This window comes from Sphingomonas sp. ID0503 (assembly GCF_048565625.1).
In the GTDB taxonomy this organism is placed as follows: Bacteria; Pseudomonadota; Alphaproteobacteria; order Sphingomonadales; family Sphingomonadaceae; genus JBLZUR01.
In genome coordinates this window covers 198,649-216,861 of the sequence record NZ_JBLZUR010000002.1, presented here as the reverse complement: position 1 = coordinate 216,861, position 18,213 = coordinate 198,649, and the positions used below count along the sequence as shown (strand labels likewise).

Here is an 18,213-nt window from a genome sequence, read left to right as displayed (position 1 = left end):
CGCGGCCCTCACACGCAAACAGGAGAGGGAAATGGCGAAGCAAACGCCGCGCCCGTCGCAGGGCGCGATCCCGCAGCGCATGGTACTTCCGTCCGCATCGGCCGCTCTTCGATGATCGACCTTTACGGCGGCGCCACCCCGAACGTCTTCAAGGTGTCGATCGCTCTGGAAGAACTTGGCCTCGACTATCGCTTTCACGCGGTCGATATCACAAGGGGCGCGCAGTTCGATCCCGCTTTCCTGGCGATCTGCCCCAACAACAAGATCCCCGCGATCGTCGATCAAGACCCGGCCGATGGCGGCGAGCCGTTCCCGATGTTCGAATCCGGCGCGATCCTCGTCTATCTGGCCGAAAAGGCCGGCCGGCTGATCCCGCAGGATGCGCGAGGACGCGCGCGGGTGCTCCAGTGGACGATGTGGCAGATGGCGGGGCAAGGCCCGATGCTGGGACAGCTCGGCCATTTCCGCCATTATGCGAGCGAGCGGATCGCCTACGCCTACCACCGTTACTGGACGGAGGCGAAGCGGCTCTACAAGGTCCTCGATACGCAACTGGAGGGTCGCGAGTTCATCGTCGACGATTACTCGATCGCCGATATCGCCTGCTGGCCCTGGATCGCGTTCCGGCACCATCACGATATCGATCTGGCCGATTATCCGAACGTCGCCTGCTGGTTTGAGGCCGTCGCCGCGCGTCCTGCGGTGCGGCGGGCCGTGGACTTGGACGCAATCCCCGATCCGCTCATCCTGGATGAAGACGCCCGCAGCATCCTGTTTCCACTGCAAGCATAGCCAAGAACTCGAACCGGCGAGGACAGTCTTCGACCGGGCAACAAAATAGAACTGGGAGGATCAGATGAAAGCAGCCGCCGCGCAGTCGCGCCTTTCGAACCGCAAGATCGGGCTCATGTCGGGTGTCGCCGGCCTTGCCGCGCTCGCCCTCCCCGCCTCCGCGCTCGCCCAGAGCCAGATCGAGGCCGGGCAGCCGGTCCAGACTCCGGTCTCGCCGCAGACCTCACCAACCGGCCCCTCCCCGGAGGACAATAGCGGCGAGATCATCGTCACCGCGCAAAAGCGCGCCCAGTCGATCAACGATGTCGGCCTCACCATCGCGGCGGTCAGCGGCGAGAGCCTGCGTCAGCGACAGGTCGCCTCGCTGGACGACGTGGCGAAGCTGGTGCCCGGCCTCAGCTATTCCAACACGCAGAACGGCACGCCGGTGTTCACCCTTCGCGGCGTCGGCTTCTACGACACGTCGCTCGGCTCCTACCCGACGGTCAGCGTCTACCTCGACGAAGTCCCCCTCTCCTTTCCGGTTCTCACCCGCCACTCGGTCTTCGATCTGGAGCGGATCGAGGTGCTGAAGGGGCCGCAGGGGACCCTCTTCGGCCAGAACGCCACCGGCGGCGCTATCAACTACATCGCCGCCAAGCCAACCAAGGATTTTCAGGCGGGGCTGGAGGTCGGCTATGGCCGCTTCAACCGCTTCACTGGTGAAGGCTATGTCAGCGGCCCCTTGAGCGAGACCGTCGGCATCCGCGTGTCCGGCCGCGTCGAACATGGCGGCGGCTGGCAGTACAGCGTTAGCCGCCCCGGCGATCATAACGCCAATCTTCGCAACTATATGGGCCGCCTGCTGCTCAGCTATGACGATGACGACGGCGTGCGCTTCTTGCTGAACGTCAACGGCTGGAAGGACAAGAGTTCGACCCAGTCGCCGCAGTTCCTCGCTTTGTTCCCGAGCTATCCTGTCACTCCGGCGGATGGTGGCGCGTTCAACTTCCCGTTCACGCCGTTCAATCCGCGTGCGGCGGACTGGACGCCGGGCATCCCTTATGCCGACAATCGCATGGGGCAGGCGTCGTTGCGGGGCGAGGTGGACATCACCGACGCGATCACTCTGACGTCCCTGACCGCTTATACCGACTACAAGCAGCGGCAGGGGACGGAAGGGGACGGCCTGCCGATCCGCACCCTCGAACTGACCGCCGACCGCGGCCGGATTAAGAGCTTCTCGCAGGAACTGCGGCTGTCGAACGGTGGCAATCAGGCATTCCGCTGGACCGTCGGCGCGAATTACGAACACAGTACCGTCGATCAGAATGTCGACAACCGCTATGATGAGTCGTTCGCCAACATCTATCTCGGCAAGACGCTTGGCTATCCGATCTTCAACAGCTTTTATACGAACAATCAGACGATGGAGAACTACGCCGTCTTTGGTAACGGCGAGGTCGATGTCGGCCAGTTCGTTCTGAAGGCCGGCGCGCGCTATACCGAGGCGAAGCGCAAGGCCTATATGTGCAACCAGGATCCGAGCGGCGCGCCGAACGGGACCGGCGGGTTCTTCTTCGACGTGCTGCTGGGCGGTGCCTACGGCGCCTACTCACCCGACCGCTGCTTCAGCTTCAACCAGTTCCCGGACGGCAGCCCGGTGGTCGATTACCTGCCCGCCGGCGCGCCTGGCGCGTACAACGCCCGGATCAACGAGGACAATCTGTCCTGGCGTCTCGGCATCGACTGGAAGCCGCAGCGCGGCACATTGGTCTACGCCAATGTCAGCAAGGGCTATAAGGCGGGCAGCTTCCCGACCACCTCCGCCTCGACTTTCGCGCAGTACCTGCCCGTCGTTCAGGAATCGGTGCTGGCCTATGAACTCGGCGTCAAGCTGCGGCCGTTCGACCGGCTGCTCCAGCTGAACGCCGCCGCTTACTATTACAAGTACACCGACAAGCAGCTGCGGTCGAAGCTGCGCGACCCCGTCTTCGCCCTTCTGGACGTCGTGCAGAACATCCCGAAGTCGGACGTGAAGGGCGCGGAGGTCGAGGCGATCCTGACGCCGGGCGAGAACTTCACGCTCTCCACCGGCTTCACTTACACGCGCGCCAAGATCAAGGAGTTCACCGGCATCAACGCCTCGGGCGTCGAGGCGGATTTCGCCGGCAGCGAGGTGCCGTTCACGCCCAAATATCAGCTCGCCGCCGACGCCGAATACCGCGTGCCCCTCGGCGACTCGCTGAAGCTGTTCGTCGGCGCGGCCGCCAATTACCGGTCGTCCACCGTGGCGGTGGTCGGCGGCCGGACCAATCCGGTCGGCGCCATACCCGCCCGCGACGGCCTCTTCGTGATCAAGGGCTACACGCTGGTCGATGCCCGCGCCGGCATCGCCTCTGCCGACGATCGCTGGCGCGCCCAGCTCTGGGGCAAGAACATCTTCAACAAGTACTATTGGAACAACGTGGTCTCGCTCGCCGACGTGATCGGCCGCTATACCGGAATGGGCGCGACCTACGGCGTGACCTTCGCCTACAAGTTCGGGGGCTGAACAACGCCGAAGCAGGGAGGGGCGAGTAGATGGAACACAGGACCCACACCGGATTGATCAGGGTCATGGCATGGTCCGGCGTCGTCCTCGTCGGCAGCCTGGCGCTCAGCTTCTGGCTGATGGGCTTCCTGCCGCCCCCCTCCCCCGCTCTCCCGGCCGAGGCGATCAAGGCGATCTTCGTCGAGCGGGCGCTGCAGATCCGCATCGGCACCGCGATCGAGTGCCTCGGCTTCACCTGCTATCTCACCTGGGCCTGCGCCATTGCGATGGTTCTTCGCTTCATGGAGCGCGGCCTTCCCGTGCTGACCCTCGTGTCCGTCGCGAATGCGGGGGCGGGCGTGGTCTTCTTCCTCATCATGCCGTTCACCTGGGCCACGCTCGCCTATCGCGCGCCCGATCTCGACGCCTGGTTCATCCAGGTGATGAACGACTGGACCTGGTTCACCTTCATCCTCAGCTGGCCGCCCTTCGCCGTCTTCATGGTGATGATCGGCATCGCGATCCTGCGCGACCACAACGTCCCCAGGCTGATGCCGCGCTGGGTGGCCATGTACAATTTCTGGTGCGCCCTCACGATCAGCCCCGCCGCCCTGATCGAGTTCTTCAAGACGGGGCCGTTCACCTATGCCGGCCTGATCGACTTCTGGTTCATCTTCGCCGTCTTCTTCGGCTGGATGGTCACCATGACCTTCGTGACGGTGCGTGCCTGCAGCCGCATCGACTCCATCGAGGCGTCCCGTAAGGATCAAGGTGTCAGCCCTGCCGCGACGCTATGAGCCGCACGCAAAAAGCCTAGAGTCTAAATTGGACGATGTGAGTCATTGCAGGGCCCGCGGGATGGTGCGAACGCGGAGTCAGTATCGCCCTCTGCGTACGGTTTAGACCTGATCACTGGCCTCCGCTTACCTCAGCCGGCGACGATCGGCGAGACTATGAGCCCGCTGCCTGGGATAAGCAGGTAAAGCTCAGCCAAGACCGTCCGCGTCCGGGTTGCGCCCAGGTGCATGGCCGAAAGTCACATGATCTGCCCGAAACTGGTGCGGAACTTCGCCACTTCATAACCGGTGGGTGGGATTATGCTGTCCCGACGCTTTTTTGGGGGATGTCCAGCTCCCCTCCGCCGCCAACAGAAGCGCATTCATATCTTCCGCTAAGTTGACCGCCGGACCGCAGACACCCCGAACAGCCTTACAACCCGTACATCGCCCGTGCGTCGCGCTTGAAGGCATCTGCGCTCTCCGCGCGACTGTAGAACATGTGACCCCCCGGGTAGACGCGCAGCGCCACCGGCTCGGCCTTGCCGAATGACGGCATCTGGTCGGCGATCAGCTTCGACGCGAAATAGGGGCAGGACAGGTCGTCCCAGCCATGGACGATCAGCACGCCCATCTTCGGATCGTTGGCGATCGCCTTGCGGAGGTCGGTGACCGGCTTGTCGTCCATGCCGTCGCGGTCCCAGTTGCGGTTCACCGTCTCGGACAGCGGCTCGTAGTGATCGACCGTCTTCCAGCCGACCTGCCGCGTCACGAAATCGACCATCGCACTGGTCGTCGTCGCCTTCAGCGCTTCAAGGATCGGATCGTCCGAATTGCGCTGGGCCGCCGCCGGAAAGGGATCGTAGCCGGTGACGTTGGTGTCGTACCAGCTGCCGATCTTGCCCTCCCGCCGGTGGACTTCCCGCGTGAAGGTCCAGCTGTCGACCTTGCCCTCCATCCGCTGCACGAGCGCGGGGTCGAGGCCGGTGAAGGCGGTGACCTTCTGCACCATGCGCGCGGTCGCCTGCGGGTCGGAGCGGCCGGCGAGGATGTCGGTGGCGTATTCGGTGCGGGCGTATTGTTCGACCGGGCGCATCGCCTCGGCCGAGAGCTTGCCCTGCCGCTCCAGATAGGCGGCGGCCATCGACGGCAGGGTGATGACCCAGGGCATCGGCGACATGGCGGTGCTGTCGCCGGTCGCGGCGGGATCGAGATAGGGGGAGACCATCACCACCCCGTTCACGCCGACGCCGATGTCATGCTGGAGTGCGAAGGCGAGGCGCGGGGCGCGGTAGCCGCCATAGCTTTCGCCGACGACGTACTTCTTCGCCGTCATCCGCCCTTCCTTCTGCAGCCAGTCGTAGACGACGCGGGACAGGTACTTGATGTCCTGTTCCGGCCCCCAGAACGCCTTCTTGGTGGCATCCATATCGACGAGGCTGCGGCTGAAGCCGGTGCCGATCGGATCGATGAAGACGAGGTCGGTGAAGTCGAGCCAGCTATAGGGATTGTCGACCGCCACCGCGCTGTCGGACGGCGCATCGCCCTGCCCGCCGAACTGCACCCGCTTCGGCCCGAGCGCACCAAGGTTCAGGTACACCGACGCCGCGCCCGGCCCACCATTGAAGGCGAAGGTGACCGGGCGATTGGCTCGGCCGGGGATGGTGTAGGCGGTATAGACGACCTGGCCGATCACCTTCCCCTTCTCGTCCCGCACGTCGATATGGCCGACCGTCGCCTCGTAGCCGACCGTCGCGCCGCCGATGCGGGCGGTCTGCTTGATCGTCTTGTCCGGAGCCATAGGCGGCAGGTCGAGGTCGGATTTTGCGGCCTCCTCCTTCTTCGGCGGCTCGGCAGCGAGCGCCGGGGCGGCGAGGAACAGGGCGGCGGCGGCAAGGAGGATGCTCTTCATGGAACCGCAACCTAGCCGTCATCGTCGCGACGGCAAGTCCGATCGCGCGATATGAAAAACTTGGTTAAGCAACCGAAAACACGGTTAATTTCTTTTGACTGCCGCGGTCGATTTCGCCACCGACCGCGTCGGGATCTGTACGGGCGGGGGGATTCGCATGACCGGCTATGTATTGCGTTCGAAATCGGCGATCGTGAACACGACGAAGCTTGGGCATCAGTTCGACGCGCGCATGACCCGCCTTTCGAACGGCGGCTATGCCCTGGCCTGGACGGACGGCAGCGAGACCAATCAGGACACCGACGGCTACGCCGTGATGGCGCAGTATTACAATGCGGCGGGCAAGAAGGTCGGCGGCGAGATCGCGGTCAACACGGTGACCACCGGCAACCAGATGGAACCGTCGATCATCACGCTGAAATCCGGCAATGTCGTTGTCGCCTGGGCCGGCGGCGTCTACAACGACTACGACGTTCGCGCGCAGATCCTGGGCAAGTCGGGGAAGCCCGTCGGCAACGAATTCGTGCTCAATACGCAGACCGACCTCGTTCAGCACGCCCCCGATCTCACCCCGCTTGCGAATGGCGGCTTCGTCGCTGTCTGGCAGAGCAGCGCCGTCAGGGCGTTCGGGTACAATGAAGGGATCAGGGCGCAATTCTTCTCCGCGACGGGGAAGAAGGTGGGCGCGGAACTGGCGATCGACGTCGTCCGCCACCCCGGTGCCGTGCTTCCCTCCGTCACGTCCCTCACCGACGGGAGCGTCGTCGTCACGTGGACCACCAGCAACGACAATCCCGGTAATTATGGCGACCTTTACGGACAGCGGATCTCCGCCGCGGGCAAGAAGATCGGCGACAATTTCGTGATCGACGAGCAGCCGCATCACATCGGCCAGCACAGCGTCGTGACCGCGCTGGCGGGGGGCGGCTTCATCGTCACCTGGGATTCGACGCTGCCGCGCGGCATCAATGCCCGCATCTTCGGCGCGGATGGCAAGCCGATCGGGGACGCCTTCGTCGTCAGCGATGAATATGCCAATTACGACAACCCCGCGGTCGTCCAGCTGGCGAACAAGCAGATCGCCATCGCCTACACCACCGAAGGCAATCAGCTGGTCGCGCAGATCCTCGACGCCCGCGGCGTGAAGATCGGCAGCGAGCTTCCGCTGGTGACCAAGGGCTCGAACGGGTTCGTCGATCTCCTCGCCAACGAGGACGGCGGCTTCACCGTCAGCTGGACCGACGACAGCGGGCAGGACGGCAGCGGCGCGGGCGTTCACACCGTCGTCGTGGACGCCGACAACAAGGTCCACATGCTGAAAGGCGGCGCGGGCGCCGACGAACTGCAGCCGACGAGCACGGCGCAATGGCACATCATGGGCCTCGGTGGCGGCGACGCGATGATCGGCACGACCTATGGCGACACGCTCGACGGCGGGTCCGGCGCGGACAAGATGGGCGGGCTGACCGGTGACGACGTCTACATCATCGACAACAAGTCCGACCTCGTCGTGGAGCGGGCGGACCAGGGGCGCGACACGATCCGATCCTCGGTCACCTATACCCTGCCCGTGAATGTCGAGGTGCTGGTGCTGACCGGCAAGGCGGCGCTTGGCGGGACCGGCAATGACGACGCCAACCTCCTCACCGGCAATACCGGCGCGAACAAGCTGGACGGCAGCCGCGGCGACGACACCGTCCAGGGCGCGTCGGGCAATGACAGCCTGGTCGGCGGCATGGGCAATGACCGGCTGGAGGGCGGCACCGGCACGGATCGCCTCAATGGCGGCTATGGCGACGACACGTTGCTCGGCGGGGCCGGCAAGGACGTGCTGACCGGCGAGGCGGGGAACGACGTCTTCGCCTTCGCCGCGCGCGATAGCGGCAGCACCCGCGCCACCGCTGATCGCATCGCCGACTTCGACCGGGGTCAGGGCGACCGCATCGATCTTTCGGCGATCGACGCAAGGCCGGGCGGCAAGAACAATGCCTTCGCCTTCATCGGCACGGCGGCGTTCAGCGGCAAGGGTGGCGAGGTCCGCTACGAACTGTCCGGCGGACATACCTACATCAGCGCGGATACCAATGGCGACCGGAAGGCGGACCTCGTCATCGACCTCGACCATGCGATCAAGCTGACGGCGGCGGACTTCATACTCTAGCGCCTGGGGGGCCCTACTCCCGCCCGTCGCGGAAGAAGGTCACGCGCTGCACCACCATCAGCCCGGTCAGCGCCACGAACGCCAGCGCGACCATGCCGCCGGCGATGAGGTGCGCGTCGTGCCACTGCATCGATTCGACCAGGGTAAAGAGGCGGGTGGACAGCACCTCTGTCTCGCCGGGGATGACGCCGCCGATCATCAGGACGACGCCGAACTCGCCGATGGTGTGCGCGAAGACGAGGATGGCGGCGGCGACATAGCCACCGCGCGCTAGGGGGAGCGCGACGCGGACGAAGGCCTGCAGCGGCGATGCGCCCAGGCTGAGCGCCGCCTCGACCGGCGCGGGGCCAAGAGCTTCGAAGGCATTGCGCAGCGGCTGGACCGCAAAGGGCAGCGAATAGACCACCGACCCGATCACCAGCCCCTCGAAGGTGAAGGCGAGGGTGCGGATGCCGAAGGCGTGGAGCGGCGTCATCAGCGGGCTGTCCGGCCCGAGCGCCAGCAGCAGGTAGAAGCCGATCACCGTCGGCGGCAGGACCAGCGGAAGGGCGGTCACCGCGCCGACGATCTCCTTCCACCAGCACGGCCGCCGGGCCAGCCACCAGGCGAGCGGCGTCGCCAGCACCAGCAGCAGGATGGTGGTCAGCGCGGCCAGCGACAGGGTGGTCGCGACGACCGTGCCGAGCCCGCTCTCCATCTCAGCCGATCTTGTAGCCGTAGCGGTTGATGATCGCCTTTGCCCTGGCGGACTTCAGGAAGCGGAGGAAGCCGGTGGCGGCGGGGTTGGCGACACCAGTCTTCAGCAGGATCGCATCCTGCGTGATCGGGCTGTGGTACTTCTCCGGCACGATCCAGCGCGATCCGCCCGGCACCGTGACGATCTGGCTGAGGGCAACGAAGCCGAGGTCCGCCGCACCCGATGCAACAAACTGATAAGCCTGCGCGATCGACGCGCCGCGCACGATCTTCGGGGCGGCGGCGTCGTAGAGCCTCAGCGCCTTCAGCGTCTCGACCGCAGCCTGCCCGTAAGGCGCGGCCTTCGGGTCGGCGATCGAGAGCTTGGCATAGGCGCCCTTGGCCAATGCCGATGGACTGGCAGCCAGAACGGCCTTGGTCGAATAGAGCGCGAGGCGGCCGGTGGCGTAGGTGAAGCGGTTGCCCGCGACACCCTGCCCGCCCATCGCCAGCACGGCGGGCCGCTCCGCATCCGCCGACAGGAAGACCTCGAACGGCGCGCCATTGGCGATCTGCGTGGCGAACGCACCCGAGGACCCGAAGCTGAGCGTCACGCGGTCGCCGCTCGCCTTCTCATAGGCGGCCGCGATCTCCTTCGCCGGCTCGGTAAAGTTCGCCGCGACCGCGACCTTGACCTCACCAGCGTGCACCGGCGCGGCGAGAAGCGCGAGGAGCGCGACCAGTCCCTTCATGAGACCCCCAGCGGATTGCGGAACACGAAGAACGCACCGAGCGCAATGAAGGCGAAGCCGATCAGCTGGTTCACCGTCACCTTCTGCCCAAGGTACAGCACCGAGAAGCCGCAGAACACGGCCAGCGTGATCACCTCCTGCATCGCCTTCAGCTGGGCCGGCGCATAGGCTTCGCTGCCGATGCGGTTGGCGGGGACGGCGAGGCAATATTCGAAGAAGGCGATGCCCCAGCTGACGAGGATCGCCAGAACCAGCGGCGCGGCCTTGTGCTTCAGATGACCGTACCAGGCGAAGGTCATGAACACGTTCGAGCAGACCAGCATCAGGACCGGCGCGACCTTCGCCCAGGTCATGCGAAGCGCCACCGGGCAGCGATGGCGGCGGCGATCAGGGCGAGCGCGAAGAGACCGGGCAGGATGTTGCCGAGGCGGCTGAACGGCGTCGGCGGCTTGGGCGCGGGCAGCACCGTCTCGATCGCGCCCGCGACGCGCCAGGGCAGTGCCTTCTCCAGCCGGCCATCGGCCGCGATCACCGCCGAGATGCCGGTGGGGGTGGAGCGCAGCACCGGCAGTCCCTCCTCGATCGCGCGGAGGCGCGCCTGCGCGAGGTGCTGCGGCGGACCCCAGGCGCCGAACCAGGCGTCGTTGGACGGGTTGAACACGAAGGACGGGCGATCCGCGTCGTCGATGACATGGCCGGAAAAGATCATCTCGTAGCAGATCTGGATCCCCGCCCGCCCGAAGCCCGGCACGTCCACGCTGCGCGGGCCGGGGCCAGGAAGGAAGTCGAGATCGCCGGGCGCGAGGCGCGACAGGCCGAGGGCTGAGAGCAGCGGCCGCATCGGCAGATACTCGCCATAAGGCACCAGATGCGCCTTGTCGTAGCGGCCGAGGAGGCGGCCGCCCGCGTCCAGCGTGAACAGGCTGTTGCGCGCGGCGGTGACCTGCGTGCCGTTCGTCACCAGCGACACGCCGCCCGTCATCATCACGTCGCGCGGGCCGAGCAGCGCGGCGAGGCGATTGCGGGCGAGCGCATCGAGTTCGAGATAGTCCGGCACCGCCGCCTCGGGCCAGAGGAGCAGGCGCGGGCGCGGGCCGGGCCGACCCGACAGGCTGGCCAGGCGGGCGAAGTTCTGCGCCTCGAAATCCTCCCGCCACTTGTCCTGCTGGCCGATGTTTGGCTGGACGATGTGGAGCAGCGGCGCGTGGCGCGTCGGCTGCGGCGCGGGGGGCACCAGCGCCGCCGCACCCTGCAGCAGCAGGAGCATGACGGCGGGCGCATAGGCCCAGCGGCGGTCCGGCCCACGCACCGCCACCGCGATCAGCCAGCCCATCAGAACGACCATGGCCGAGAGCCCGTAGGTGCCGAGCACCGTTGCCACACCGGCGATCGAACGATCGACCAGCGCCACCCCCACCGGGTTCCACGCGAAGCCGGTGAAGCACGTCCCGCGCAGATATTCGCCGACCGCCCATGTGCCGGCGAGCGCCAGGCCGGTGACCGCAGGATAGCGGCGTGCGATCGCCCATGCCGCGACCGTCGCGACCAGCGGGTAGAGCGCTAGGTAGAGCGACAGCAGCACCACCGCGATCCAGCCGAGCCAGGCCGGCATCGCCGCCTGATAGGTGAACGACGTCGCGATCCAGTTTAGGCCGAGCACGAACTGCCCCAGCCCGAACCACCAGCCGAGCCCCGCCGCCCGCCACACCGTCTTCGCCTCGGCAAGCAGCGCGATCAGCACGGCGAAGGCAAGGATCGTCAATGGCCAGAACGACAGCGGCGCAAAGCCGGTCGCGGAGACGAGACCGGCGGCAAAGGCGATGGTCTTGGGGTAGCGCAGCACGAAGGCGGCTATTGCCGAGGAATGTGACCGGAGCAATCCTGCACATCCTCCCCATCGGAGATGGGGAGGGGGACCAGCGGAGCTAGTGGAGGGGCGGTGCGTAGCACCGGTCGTCGCGCCGGCCCCTCCACCACCGCCTACGGCGGCGGTCCCCCTCCCCGAGACAAGCTCGGGGAGGATGTTGTATTACTCCCCCATGCTCGCCCCCTTCCACCTCGCCTTCCCGGTCCACGACCTCGCCGCCGCGCGAGCCTTCTACGGCGGCGTGCTCGGCTGTCCGGAGGGGCGGTCGGCGGACGAGTGGATCGACTTCGACCTCTACGGCCACCAGATCGTCGCCCATCTCGATCCCGCCGCGCAGCCCGCCGGGCTCACCAATCCGGTCGACGGTCATGACGTGCCGGTGCCGCATTTCGGCGTGGTGCTCGACTGGTCGGACTGGGAGGCGCTGGCGGAGCGGGTGAAGGCGGCGGACGTCGTCTTCGGCATCGAACCGCATGTCCGCTTCCCCGGCAAGGCGGGCGAGCAGGCGACGATGTTCTTCCGCGATCCCAGCGGGAATGCGCTGGAGTTCAAGGCCTTTCGCGATCGATCCAAGCTGTTCGCGCGGGATTGATCATCAACAGTCCGTCCCCAGCGAAGTCGAGGGACTGAGGCCGAGCGCAGCCGAGGCCCGTCCACACATCTCTCGGCTTCGCTCGATGAGCGTCCCTCGACTTCGCTCTGGATGGACGGGTTCTGCTACTTCCCCGTCACCCGCCAGATCGTGTTACCCGCGTCATCGGCCACCAGCAGCCCGCCCGCCTTGTCCACCGCGACACCCACCGGCCGACCCTGCGCCTCGCCATCCTTGTTGAGGAAGCCGGTCAGCACATCCACCGGCTTCACGTCCTTCACCGGGAAGCCATTCGCGCCGAACGGCACATAGATCACCTTGTAGCCGGAGACCGGCCGCCGGTTCCACGATCCGTGCTGGCCGACGAAGGCGCCATCGGCGAATTTCGGCCCCAGCTTCGCGCCCTCGGCAAAGGTCAGGCCAAGCGACGCGGTATGCGGGCCGACGGCATAGTCCGGTCGGGTCACGTACTGCGCCATCGCGTCGATCTGTTCCTGCGATGTCGACTCGTCCGGCCCGACGCGCTTGTCCGGGAAACCGCCCCAGTAATAATAGGGCCAGCCGTAGAAGCCGCCGAACTGCACGCTGGTGATATAGTCGGGCACGATGTCCGACCCCAGCTCGTCACGCTCGTTCACCGCCGTCCACAGCCGCTTGGAATGCGGCTCGAAGGCGAGGCCGACAGGATTGCGCAGGCCATAGGCGAAGGTCGTCCGTTCCTTCGTCGTCAGGTCGAACTGCCAGATCCGCGCCCGCTCGGCCTCGGCCGCCATCCCGTTCTCGGCCACGTTCGAGTTCGATCCAATCGCGATGTAGAGGAACTTGCCGTCGGGCGAGGCGACAAGGTTCTTCGTCCAGTGATGGTTGAACGGCTTGCCCGGCAGGTCCATCACCTTGACGCCCTTCGACGCGATCTTCGTCGCTCCCGTCTGATAGGGGAACCGCCAGAGCGAATCGGTGTTGGCGACGTAGAGCTGGTCGCCGACCAGCGCCATGCCGTACGGCCCCCACAGGCCGGTCAGGAACCGCGTCTTCACGTCCGCGACCCCGTCGCCATTGGTGTCCCGCAACAGGGTGATTCGGTTGGCGGACGGTGCCTTCGCGCCGGCATGACCCATGACGAGTCCCTGAACCCAGCCGGTAAAGCCCTTCCCGTCGCCGTAATCGGCGGGCTTGTTGCTCTCCGCCACCAGCACGTCGCCGTTCGGCAGGACATAGACCTGACGGGGGTGGTCGAGGCCCGTGGCAAAGGCCGCGACCTTCAGACCGGGGGCGGCCACCGGCGTCGCGCCGTCCTTCCACCCGACCGCCTTGGGGACGTTCATCACCGGGATGATGCGCGCGCCGATCGGGTCGACGATCTTCGGGAAACGGCCCTGCACGTCCGCCACATCCAGCTTCGCCTGCCCGCCCGAGGCGAGCCACCAGATCAGGCCGATCCCGGCGATGATGACGACCGTCAGCGCGATCAGGATGCGTTTCAGCATGGTCAGTCTTCCTGCGGTTCGGGAGCGGGCGGGTGCAGCCTCAGCCGCGACACCCGCCGTTCGTCGGCCTCTGTCACCTCAAGCTTCCAGCCGCTGGCATGTTCCACCACCTCGCCGACGGCCGGGACATGGCCGGCCAGCACGGTGGCGAGGCCGCCCATCGTGTCGACATCCTCCTCCACCTCGGCAAGGCGCGGATCGATCGCCTCGGCGACGTCCTCCAGCTCGGCACGGGCGTCCACCGCCCAGAGGCCGTCGTCCAGCGGCACGATCAGCGCGGTCGCCTCCTCGTCATGCTCGTCTTCGATCTCGCCGACGATCTCCTCCATCAGGTCCTCGATGGTGACGAGGCCCTCGGTGCCGGAATATTCGTCCAGCACGATGGCGAGATGGGTGCGGGTGGAGCGCATCTCGGCCAGCAGATCGAGCACGCCCATCGATTCGGGCACGTAGCGCGGCTGGCGGATCAGGCCGCTCAAATCCTCTGGGTACGCGTCCCCGCGGGCCATGATCGCGAACACGTCCTTCACATGGACCATTCCGATCACCGTATCCAGGCTGTCGCGGTAAACCGGCAGGCGGCTGTGCCCGGCCTCCGCGAAGCAGCCGATCAGGTCGGCGAAGCTCGCTTTCTCGTTGACCGCGATGATGTCCGCTCGCGGCACGCCGACATCGCCCGCCGTCCGCTCGCCGAAGTGTAGCAGGTTGCGCAGCATCTGGCGCTCGACAGGCGAGAGGTCGCCCTTGATGGGGGCGTCGTCCTCATGCTCCTCGATCGCTTCCTCGATCTGGTCGCGGAGCGTCGGCTCGCTTTCCTCCCCGAACAGCAGGGCACGCAAGCCCCGCCACAATCGCCCGCCGCTATCGGCGGACCCGCTGCTACTGGAATCGTCCGGCATCTTTCGGCCGCTGGCCCCTTGTTGTGACGGGGAGAGAGATAGCGGGAGTGGCGGGGGATTCCTATGGCCTCCCTCGTTCCCGAGCGGTTAGTTCGAGAGCATCAGCCGTTCGTAGAAGCCGCCCCATTGGCCGCCCGGTTCGACCAGGTGCACTTCCAGGATCCAGTGGCGGGGCTGGCCGAGCATGTCGGGGTCGCGCATCCGCTGTGGGTTGGCGGGGCTGACGCGGCCGCCGTCGCGGCCGGCGGGGGAGCGGGCGTAGGGGAACTGCCCGACGACATGGCCGGCGATCTGCCCCCCGAAGCGCCAGCCGCGCGCCTCCGCCTCGGCCAGCGCGACGTCCCAGAGGCCGCTGCCGGTGATCGCGTCGTCCGCATCGAACCGCGCCTTCACGACATCGAAGACGGTTTCCAGATCGGCGACGAGGCGGTGCATCTCCGGGTGGCCGCCCACCGCGTAGCTTCGCCCGACATCCGCCTCCCAATCGCCGAAGACGGGGCCAAGGTCGAGGAAGACGACGTCCTCGGTCGCTACAATGCGGTCAGGGGCGGGTTCGCCGGCTATGCACAGCGTATTCGGCCCGGCGCGCACCACCCGGTCGTGCCAATGTTCGGTCACGCCGAAGTCGCGCGCGGCGATCGCGAAGATGTCGCGCTCGATCTCCGATTCGAGCCGGCCGGGAGCGATGATCCCGGCGGCTTCGATCGCATCGAGGAGGGCGAAGCCGCGCTGTTCGGCGGCCACCAGCGCGGCGAGGACGTGGTCGGTCACGCGCTCACGCCTCCTCCACCGCATAGGGATCGTCGATGCCGAGTTGAGCCAGCGCGTCGCGTTCCAGCTGCTCCATCTCCTCGGCCTCGGCATCGTTCATGTGGTCGAAACCGAGCAGGTGGTAGGTGCCGTGGACGATCAGATGGGTGGCGTGCCTCTCGACCGAAACGCCCTTCTCCGCCGCCTCGGCCGCACAGACGCCGAGCGCCAGGACGATGTCGCCCAGCAGCACCTCCCCGTCGGTCTCGCGGTTCACCGCGTCGAGCAGATCCTCCTGGATCATCGGGAAGGAGAGGACGTTGGTCGGCTTGTCCTTCTGCCGATAGGCGGCGTTGAGGGTCTGGACCTCGGCATCGTTCGTCAACTTGACCGAGACCTCGATCGGATAGGTCTTCGCGGCGAGGACCTTGTGCGGGCTGTTGACCACCGCCGTCTCCACCGCGCGCTGCGCGAGGGCGGGCCAGTCGATGCCCTCGGGCCAGCCTTCACCCACATCCGTCTCGACTTCGATCATCAGGCGCCTCCGTTCGCTCCGCGATCAGCACGAACGGCGGAAAGGCGCAACGGTTCAGAACCGCTCGTATCCACCCAAGCCCGTTCGCCCTGAGCTTGTCGAAGGGCCGGTGCCGACCGTCTCACTGGGGCTTCGACAGGCTCAGCCCGAACGGGGTCAGGAAAGTTCGCCTAGTCCAGCGGCCCCTCATAGGCCTCCACGATCCGGCCGACGATCGGGTGGCGGACCACATCGCCCGCGCCGAAGCGGACGGTGGCGATGCCCTCCACCCCCTCCAGCTTGTTGACCGCGTCGGCCAGCCCCGACTTGCCGATGTCGGGGAGGTCGATCTGCTTCGGATCGCCGCACACCACCATGCGGCTGTTCTGGCCGAAGCGGGTGAGGAACATTTTCATCTGGGCGGGCGTGGTGTTCTGGGCCTCGTCCAGGATGATGAAGCTGTCGGCCAGCGTCCGACCACGCATGAAGGCGATCGGCGCAATCTCGATCTCGCCGCTGGCGATCCGCCGCTCGACCTGCTCGGCGGGCAGGCAGTCGTAGAGCGCGTCGTAGAGCGGGCGAAGATAGGGATCGACCTTCTCCTTCATGTCGCCGGGCAGGAAGCCGAGCCGCTCGCCCGCTTCCACCGCCGGGCGCGATAGGATCAGGCGATCGACCGAGCCGGCGATCAGCTGCTGCACCGCCTGTGCCACCGCCAGATAGGTCTTGCCGGTGCCGGCCGGGCCGAGCGCGAAGATGATGTCCTTCGACGCCAGCATCTGCATGTAGTGGATCTGGGTGATCGATCGCGGGACGATCGTCTTCTTCCGCGTCCGGATCAGGATCGGCGGGCCGTCATTCTGTTCGACCCGGACGATGCCGTCCAGCATCGGCTCGGCCGTCATGGAGATCACCGCCTCGACCGCGCCCGCATCGATATCCTCGCCGCGGACCAGACGGTTGTAGAGGCCGGTCAGGATGTCGCGGGTGCGCGCGATGGCGCTCGCCTCTCCCTCCACCTGGACCTTGTTGCCGCGCGCCGAGACGTAGACGCCGAGGCGATTCTCGATCGCGATCAGGTTGCGGTCATATTCGCCGAAGAGCCGCCCGAGCAGCTGCGGCTTGTCGAACTGGAGTTCCAGCCGGGAACGCTCCCCGGCCTGAGCCTGAACAGGCTTGCGCGACATAACCCTCCGTTCCGGGCGCGCGAGGGCGCGCCGCCCGTCTGTTCACAAGGTGCGGTGCCGCCTTGCGATTGGCAACCGCCAATTCAGAGGAGGTATCGCATCTTCAATGACTGTTGCGTGTCGCCCGCAGTCACGGGGAAGGCGGCGTCGGCGAAGCGCGGCGGGCCGAAGCGGACGGCGGCGTCGCGCGAAAAGCCATAGCCCTCGCGCGGCACCATCATCACCTTGTCGAGCCGCTTGTTGGCGTTCTCGTCATGGAAGACGGCGAGAGCGTAGTCGCCGCTCGGCAGGCCGGTGAACGCGACGTTCGGGTTCGTCGCCGGCTGGCTGAGCCGATGCGCGGCGAGATCGCCGACGCAATTGGGAAAGCGCTTCGGATTGGTCGTCAGGCAGACCTGCAGCAGGCCGTCATGGTTGCGCAGCTTCTCGATCGAGACGTGGAGCGTGCCGGCCGGCGCCGTTCCCATCAGCGCGAGTGTCGAAATCGCCAAGCCCGTGATCCGTGCCGCAGAGGCGATCCCAGAAGCGGAAATAGAGCCCATAATTGCACCTGTAGTCACGATGATGCCGCTGGTGATGGGTCGCGGTGATCAACCATCGTCCGGCCGCCCCGTTCACCATGCCCCGCGGAAACATCTCCCACCCCATGTGATTGGTGACACCCATCACGGTCATGATGCTTAGCACGATCCCGAGCGCGGCAACATGGATCGGTATCACGAAGACGAGCGCCGGGATCACCACGGCGCCGGTCAGCGCCTCGATCGGATGAAAGGACATCGCCGCCCATGCCGTCGGCGGGCGGCTGGCATGGTGGACGGCATGGGCGATCCGGAAGGGGCGCGGCGCGTGCATCCAGCGATGCGTCCAGTAGAACCACGTATCGTGCGCGAAGAGGAAGAGCAGCACGGAGACCGGCAGCCACCAGAGGGGATACGCCTGAACATCGGCATAGATCCGCGTCCACCCCCGTTCCTGCCAGCCCCAGGCGACTACCCCCGCCGGCACCCCGTAGATCGCGGCGGAGGCGAGCGACCACCACACTTCCCGCCGCATCTGCTTGTCCAGCCCGACATAGAGCCCCGGCTGACGCAGCCGCGTGGCAAAGGCAAACGCTCCGGAGACGATCAGATATCGCACCCCGACGATCAGCGTCATCGCCAGCGCGGAAAGGATGATCGCGAGAGCCACGAGTCGTGTGTAGCGCCTGACGCGCCGCAGCGTCACCCCGAACGACGGATCGTAAGCAGCGGCCCGCAACTTCGCTGTCCTACACGCGCCTTTTCTGGTTCACCTTCCCGGATGAGTCATTCCACGCCTCACCCCGATTGCAAGCG

Annotated in this window: 17 protein-coding genes; 5 read left to right on the top strand and 12 right to left on the bottom strand. The window is 66.4% G+C overall.

From position 1 onward, the window contains the following. Window positions 1-111 precede the first annotated feature (111 nt). The 3 genes from ACM608_RS02035 to ACM608_RS02025 all read left to right on the top strand — a co-directional run bounded on the left by ACM608_RS02035 (window position 112) and on the right by ACM608_RS02025 (window position 4,101). The gene (locus ACM608_RS02035) at window positions 112-792 is read left to right on the top strand and encodes a glutathione S-transferase N-terminal domain-containing protein (RefSeq protein ID WP_419681408.1); all 681 of its coding nucleotides are present in this window, start codon (window positions 112-114) and stop codon (window positions 790-792) included. A 64-nt stretch (window positions 793-856) separates the two neighbouring features. Beyond that, window positions 857-3,325 carry a TonB-dependent receptor gene (locus tag ACM608_RS02030; RefSeq protein WP_419681406.1) on the top strand — a complete coding sequence of 823 codons (2,469 nt, stop codon included), beginning with the start codon at window positions 857-859 and terminating at the stop codon, window positions 3,323-3,325. 29 nt (window positions 3,326-3,354) lie between these two features. After that, a complete protein-coding gene (locus ACM608_RS02025) occupies window positions 3,355-4,101 on the top strand; it encodes a hypothetical protein (RefSeq protein ID WP_419681404.1) in 747 nt (248 codons plus the stop codon). Window positions 4,102-4,513: 412 nt separating this feature from the next. Here ACM608_RS02025 and ACM608_RS02020 read toward each other — a convergent pair whose 3' ends face one another. Continuing rightward, the gene (locus tag ACM608_RS02020; protein ID WP_419681402.1) at window positions 4,514-5,992 is read right to left on the bottom strand and encodes a S10 family peptidase; all 1,479 of its coding nucleotides are present in this window, start codon (window positions 5,990-5,992) and stop codon (window positions 4,514-4,516) included. Window positions 5,993-6,149: 157 nt separating this feature from the next. Between ACM608_RS02020 and ACM608_RS02015 the strand changes: the two genes are divergently transcribed. Next, complete coding sequence (locus tag ACM608_RS02015; protein ID WP_419681400.1) at window positions 6,150-8,153, top strand: calcium-binding protein; 2,004 nt, start codon at window positions 6,150-6,152, stop codon at window positions 8,151-8,153. A gap of 13 nt (window positions 8,154-8,166) precedes the next feature. Here the strand turns inward: ACM608_RS02015 and modB are convergent, their stop codons facing one another. The 4 genes from modB to lnt are packed head-to-tail and all read right to left on the bottom strand — an operon-like array spanning window position 8,167 to window position 11,459. Then, the gene (gene modB / locus ACM608_RS02010) at window positions 8,167-8,850 is read right to left on the bottom strand and encodes a molybdate ABC transporter permease subunit (protein ID WP_419681398.1); all 684 of its coding nucleotides are present in this window, start codon (window positions 8,848-8,850) and stop codon (window positions 8,167-8,169) included. 1 nt (window position 8,851) lies between these two features. Next, window positions 8,852-9,580 carry a molybdate ABC transporter substrate-binding protein gene (gene modA, locus ACM608_RS02005; RefSeq protein ID WP_419681396.1) on the bottom strand — a complete coding sequence of 243 codons (729 nt, stop codon included), beginning with the start codon at window positions 9,578-9,580 and terminating at the stop codon, window positions 8,852-8,854. Next, complete coding sequence (locus tag ACM608_RS02000; protein ID WP_419685064.1) at window positions 9,577-9,933, bottom strand: DMT family protein; 357 nt, start codon at window positions 9,931-9,933, stop codon at window positions 9,577-9,579. Before ACM608_RS02000 ends, modA begins: the two co-directional genes overlap by 4 nt. Continuing rightward, window positions 9,930-11,459: an apolipoprotein N-acyltransferase gene (lnt, locus tag ACM608_RS01995; RefSeq protein WP_419681394.1), complete on the bottom strand. Its 1,530-nt coding sequence runs from the start codon at window positions 11,457-11,459 to the stop codon at window positions 9,930-9,932. Before lnt ends, ACM608_RS02000 begins: the two co-directional genes overlap by 4 nt. A 160-nt stretch (window positions 11,460-11,619) precedes the next feature. On the opposite strand from lnt, the gene ACM608_RS01990 reads away from it, so the two are divergent. Next, window positions 11,620-12,039 carry a VOC family protein gene (locus ACM608_RS01990; RefSeq protein WP_419681392.1) on the top strand — a complete coding sequence of 140 codons (420 nt, stop codon included), beginning with the start codon at window positions 11,620-11,622 and terminating at the stop codon, window positions 12,037-12,039. Window positions 12,040-12,164: 125 nt separating this feature from the next. Here ACM608_RS01990 and ACM608_RS01985 read toward each other — a convergent pair whose 3' ends face one another. The 7 genes from ACM608_RS01985 to ACM608_RS01955 form a co-directional block, all read right to left on the bottom strand. Then, a complete protein-coding gene (locus ACM608_RS01985) occupies window positions 12,165-13,526 on the bottom strand; it encodes a PQQ-dependent sugar dehydrogenase (RefSeq protein WP_419681391.1) in 1,362 nt (453 codons plus the stop codon). Between the two features lie 2 nt (window positions 13,527-13,528). Beyond that, complete coding sequence (locus ACM608_RS01980; protein ID WP_419681389.1) at window positions 13,529-14,425, bottom strand: hemolysin family protein; 897 nt, start codon at window positions 14,423-14,425, stop codon at window positions 13,529-13,531. 87 nt (window positions 14,426-14,512) lie between these two features. Continuing rightward, window positions 14,513-15,196, bottom strand: coding sequence for a M24 family metallopeptidase (locus ACM608_RS01975; protein WP_419681388.1), 684 nt, complete (start codon window positions 15,194-15,196; stop codon window positions 14,513-14,515). A 4-nt stretch (window positions 15,197-15,200) separates the two neighbouring features. Then, the gene (gene ybeY, locus ACM608_RS01970; protein ID WP_419681386.1) at window positions 15,201-15,710 is read right to left on the bottom strand and encodes an rRNA maturation RNase YbeY; all 510 of its coding nucleotides are present in this window, start codon (window positions 15,708-15,710) and stop codon (window positions 15,201-15,203) included. A gap of 170 nt (window positions 15,711-15,880) precedes the next feature. Further along, window positions 15,881-16,876, bottom strand: coding sequence for a PhoH family protein (locus ACM608_RS01965; protein ID WP_419681384.1), 996 nt, complete (start codon window positions 16,874-16,876; stop codon window positions 15,881-15,883). An 83-nt stretch (window positions 16,877-16,959) separates the two neighbouring features. After that, complete coding sequence (locus ACM608_RS01960; RefSeq protein WP_419681383.1) at window positions 16,960-17,343, bottom strand: DUF2141 domain-containing protein; 384 nt, start codon at window positions 17,341-17,343, stop codon at window positions 16,960-16,962. Then, complete coding sequence (locus tag ACM608_RS01955; RefSeq protein WP_419681382.1) at window positions 17,285-18,067, bottom strand: sterol desaturase family protein; 783 nt, start codon at window positions 18,065-18,067, stop codon at window positions 17,285-17,287. The genes ACM608_RS01960 and ACM608_RS01955 overlap by 59 nt, the downstream gene beginning before the upstream one ends. Window positions 18,068-18,213: the final 146 nt, after the last annotated feature.

Excerpts from the sequence above, each read along its gene's own strand:
- ACM608_RS02035 (WP_419681408.1), top strand. The coding sequence starts at position 112 with ATGATCGACCTTTACGGCGGCGCCACCCCGAACGTCTTCAAGGTGTCG.
- ACM608_RS02030 (WP_419681406.1), top strand. The coding sequence starts at position 857 with ATGAAAGCAGCCGCCGCGCAGTCGCGCCTTTCGAACCGCAAGATCGGG.
- ACM608_RS02025 (WP_419681404.1), top strand. The coding sequence starts at position 3,355 with ATGGAACACAGGACCCACACCGGATTGATCAGGGTCATGGCATGGTCC.
- ACM608_RS02020 (WP_419681402.1), bottom strand. The coding sequence starts at position 5,992 with ATGAAGAGCATCCTCCTTGCCGCCGCCGCCCTGTTCCTCGCCGCCCCG.
- ACM608_RS02015 (WP_419681400.1), top strand. The coding sequence starts at position 6,150 with ATGACCGGCTATGTATTGCGTTCGAAATCGGCGATCGTGAACACGACG.
- modB (WP_419681398.1), bottom strand. The coding sequence starts at position 8,850 with ATGGAGAGCGGGCTCGGCACGGTCGTCGCGACCACCCTGTCGCTGGCC.
- modA (WP_419681396.1), bottom strand. The coding sequence starts at position 9,580 with ATGAAGGGACTGGTCGCGCTCCTCGCGCTTCTCGCCGCGCCGGTGCAC.
- ACM608_RS02000 (WP_419685064.1), bottom strand. The coding sequence starts at position 9,933 with ATGACCTGGGCGAAGGTCGCGCCGGTCCTGATGCTGGTCTGCTCGAAC.
- ACM608_RS01990 (WP_419681392.1), top strand. The coding sequence starts at position 11,620 with ATGCTCGCCCCCTTCCACCTCGCCTTCCCGGTCCACGACCTCGCCGCC.
- ACM608_RS01985 (WP_419681391.1), bottom strand. The coding sequence starts at position 13,526 with ATGCTGAAACGCATCCTGATCGCGCTGACGGTCGTCATCATCGCCGGG.
- ACM608_RS01980 (WP_419681389.1), bottom strand. The coding sequence starts at position 14,425 with ATGCCGGACGATTCCAGTAGCAGCGGGTCCGCCGATAGCGGCGGGCGA.
- ybeY (WP_419681386.1), bottom strand. The coding sequence starts at position 15,710 with ATGATCGAAGTCGAGACGGATGTGGGTGAAGGCTGGCCCGAGGGCATC.
- ACM608_RS01965 (WP_419681384.1), bottom strand. The coding sequence starts at position 16,876 with ATGTCGCGCAAGCCTGTTCAGGCTCAGGCCGGGGAGCGTTCCCGGCTG.
- ACM608_RS01960 (WP_419681383.1), bottom strand. The coding sequence starts at position 17,343 with ATGGGAACGGCGCCGGCCGGCACGCTCCACGTCTCGATCGAGAAGCTG.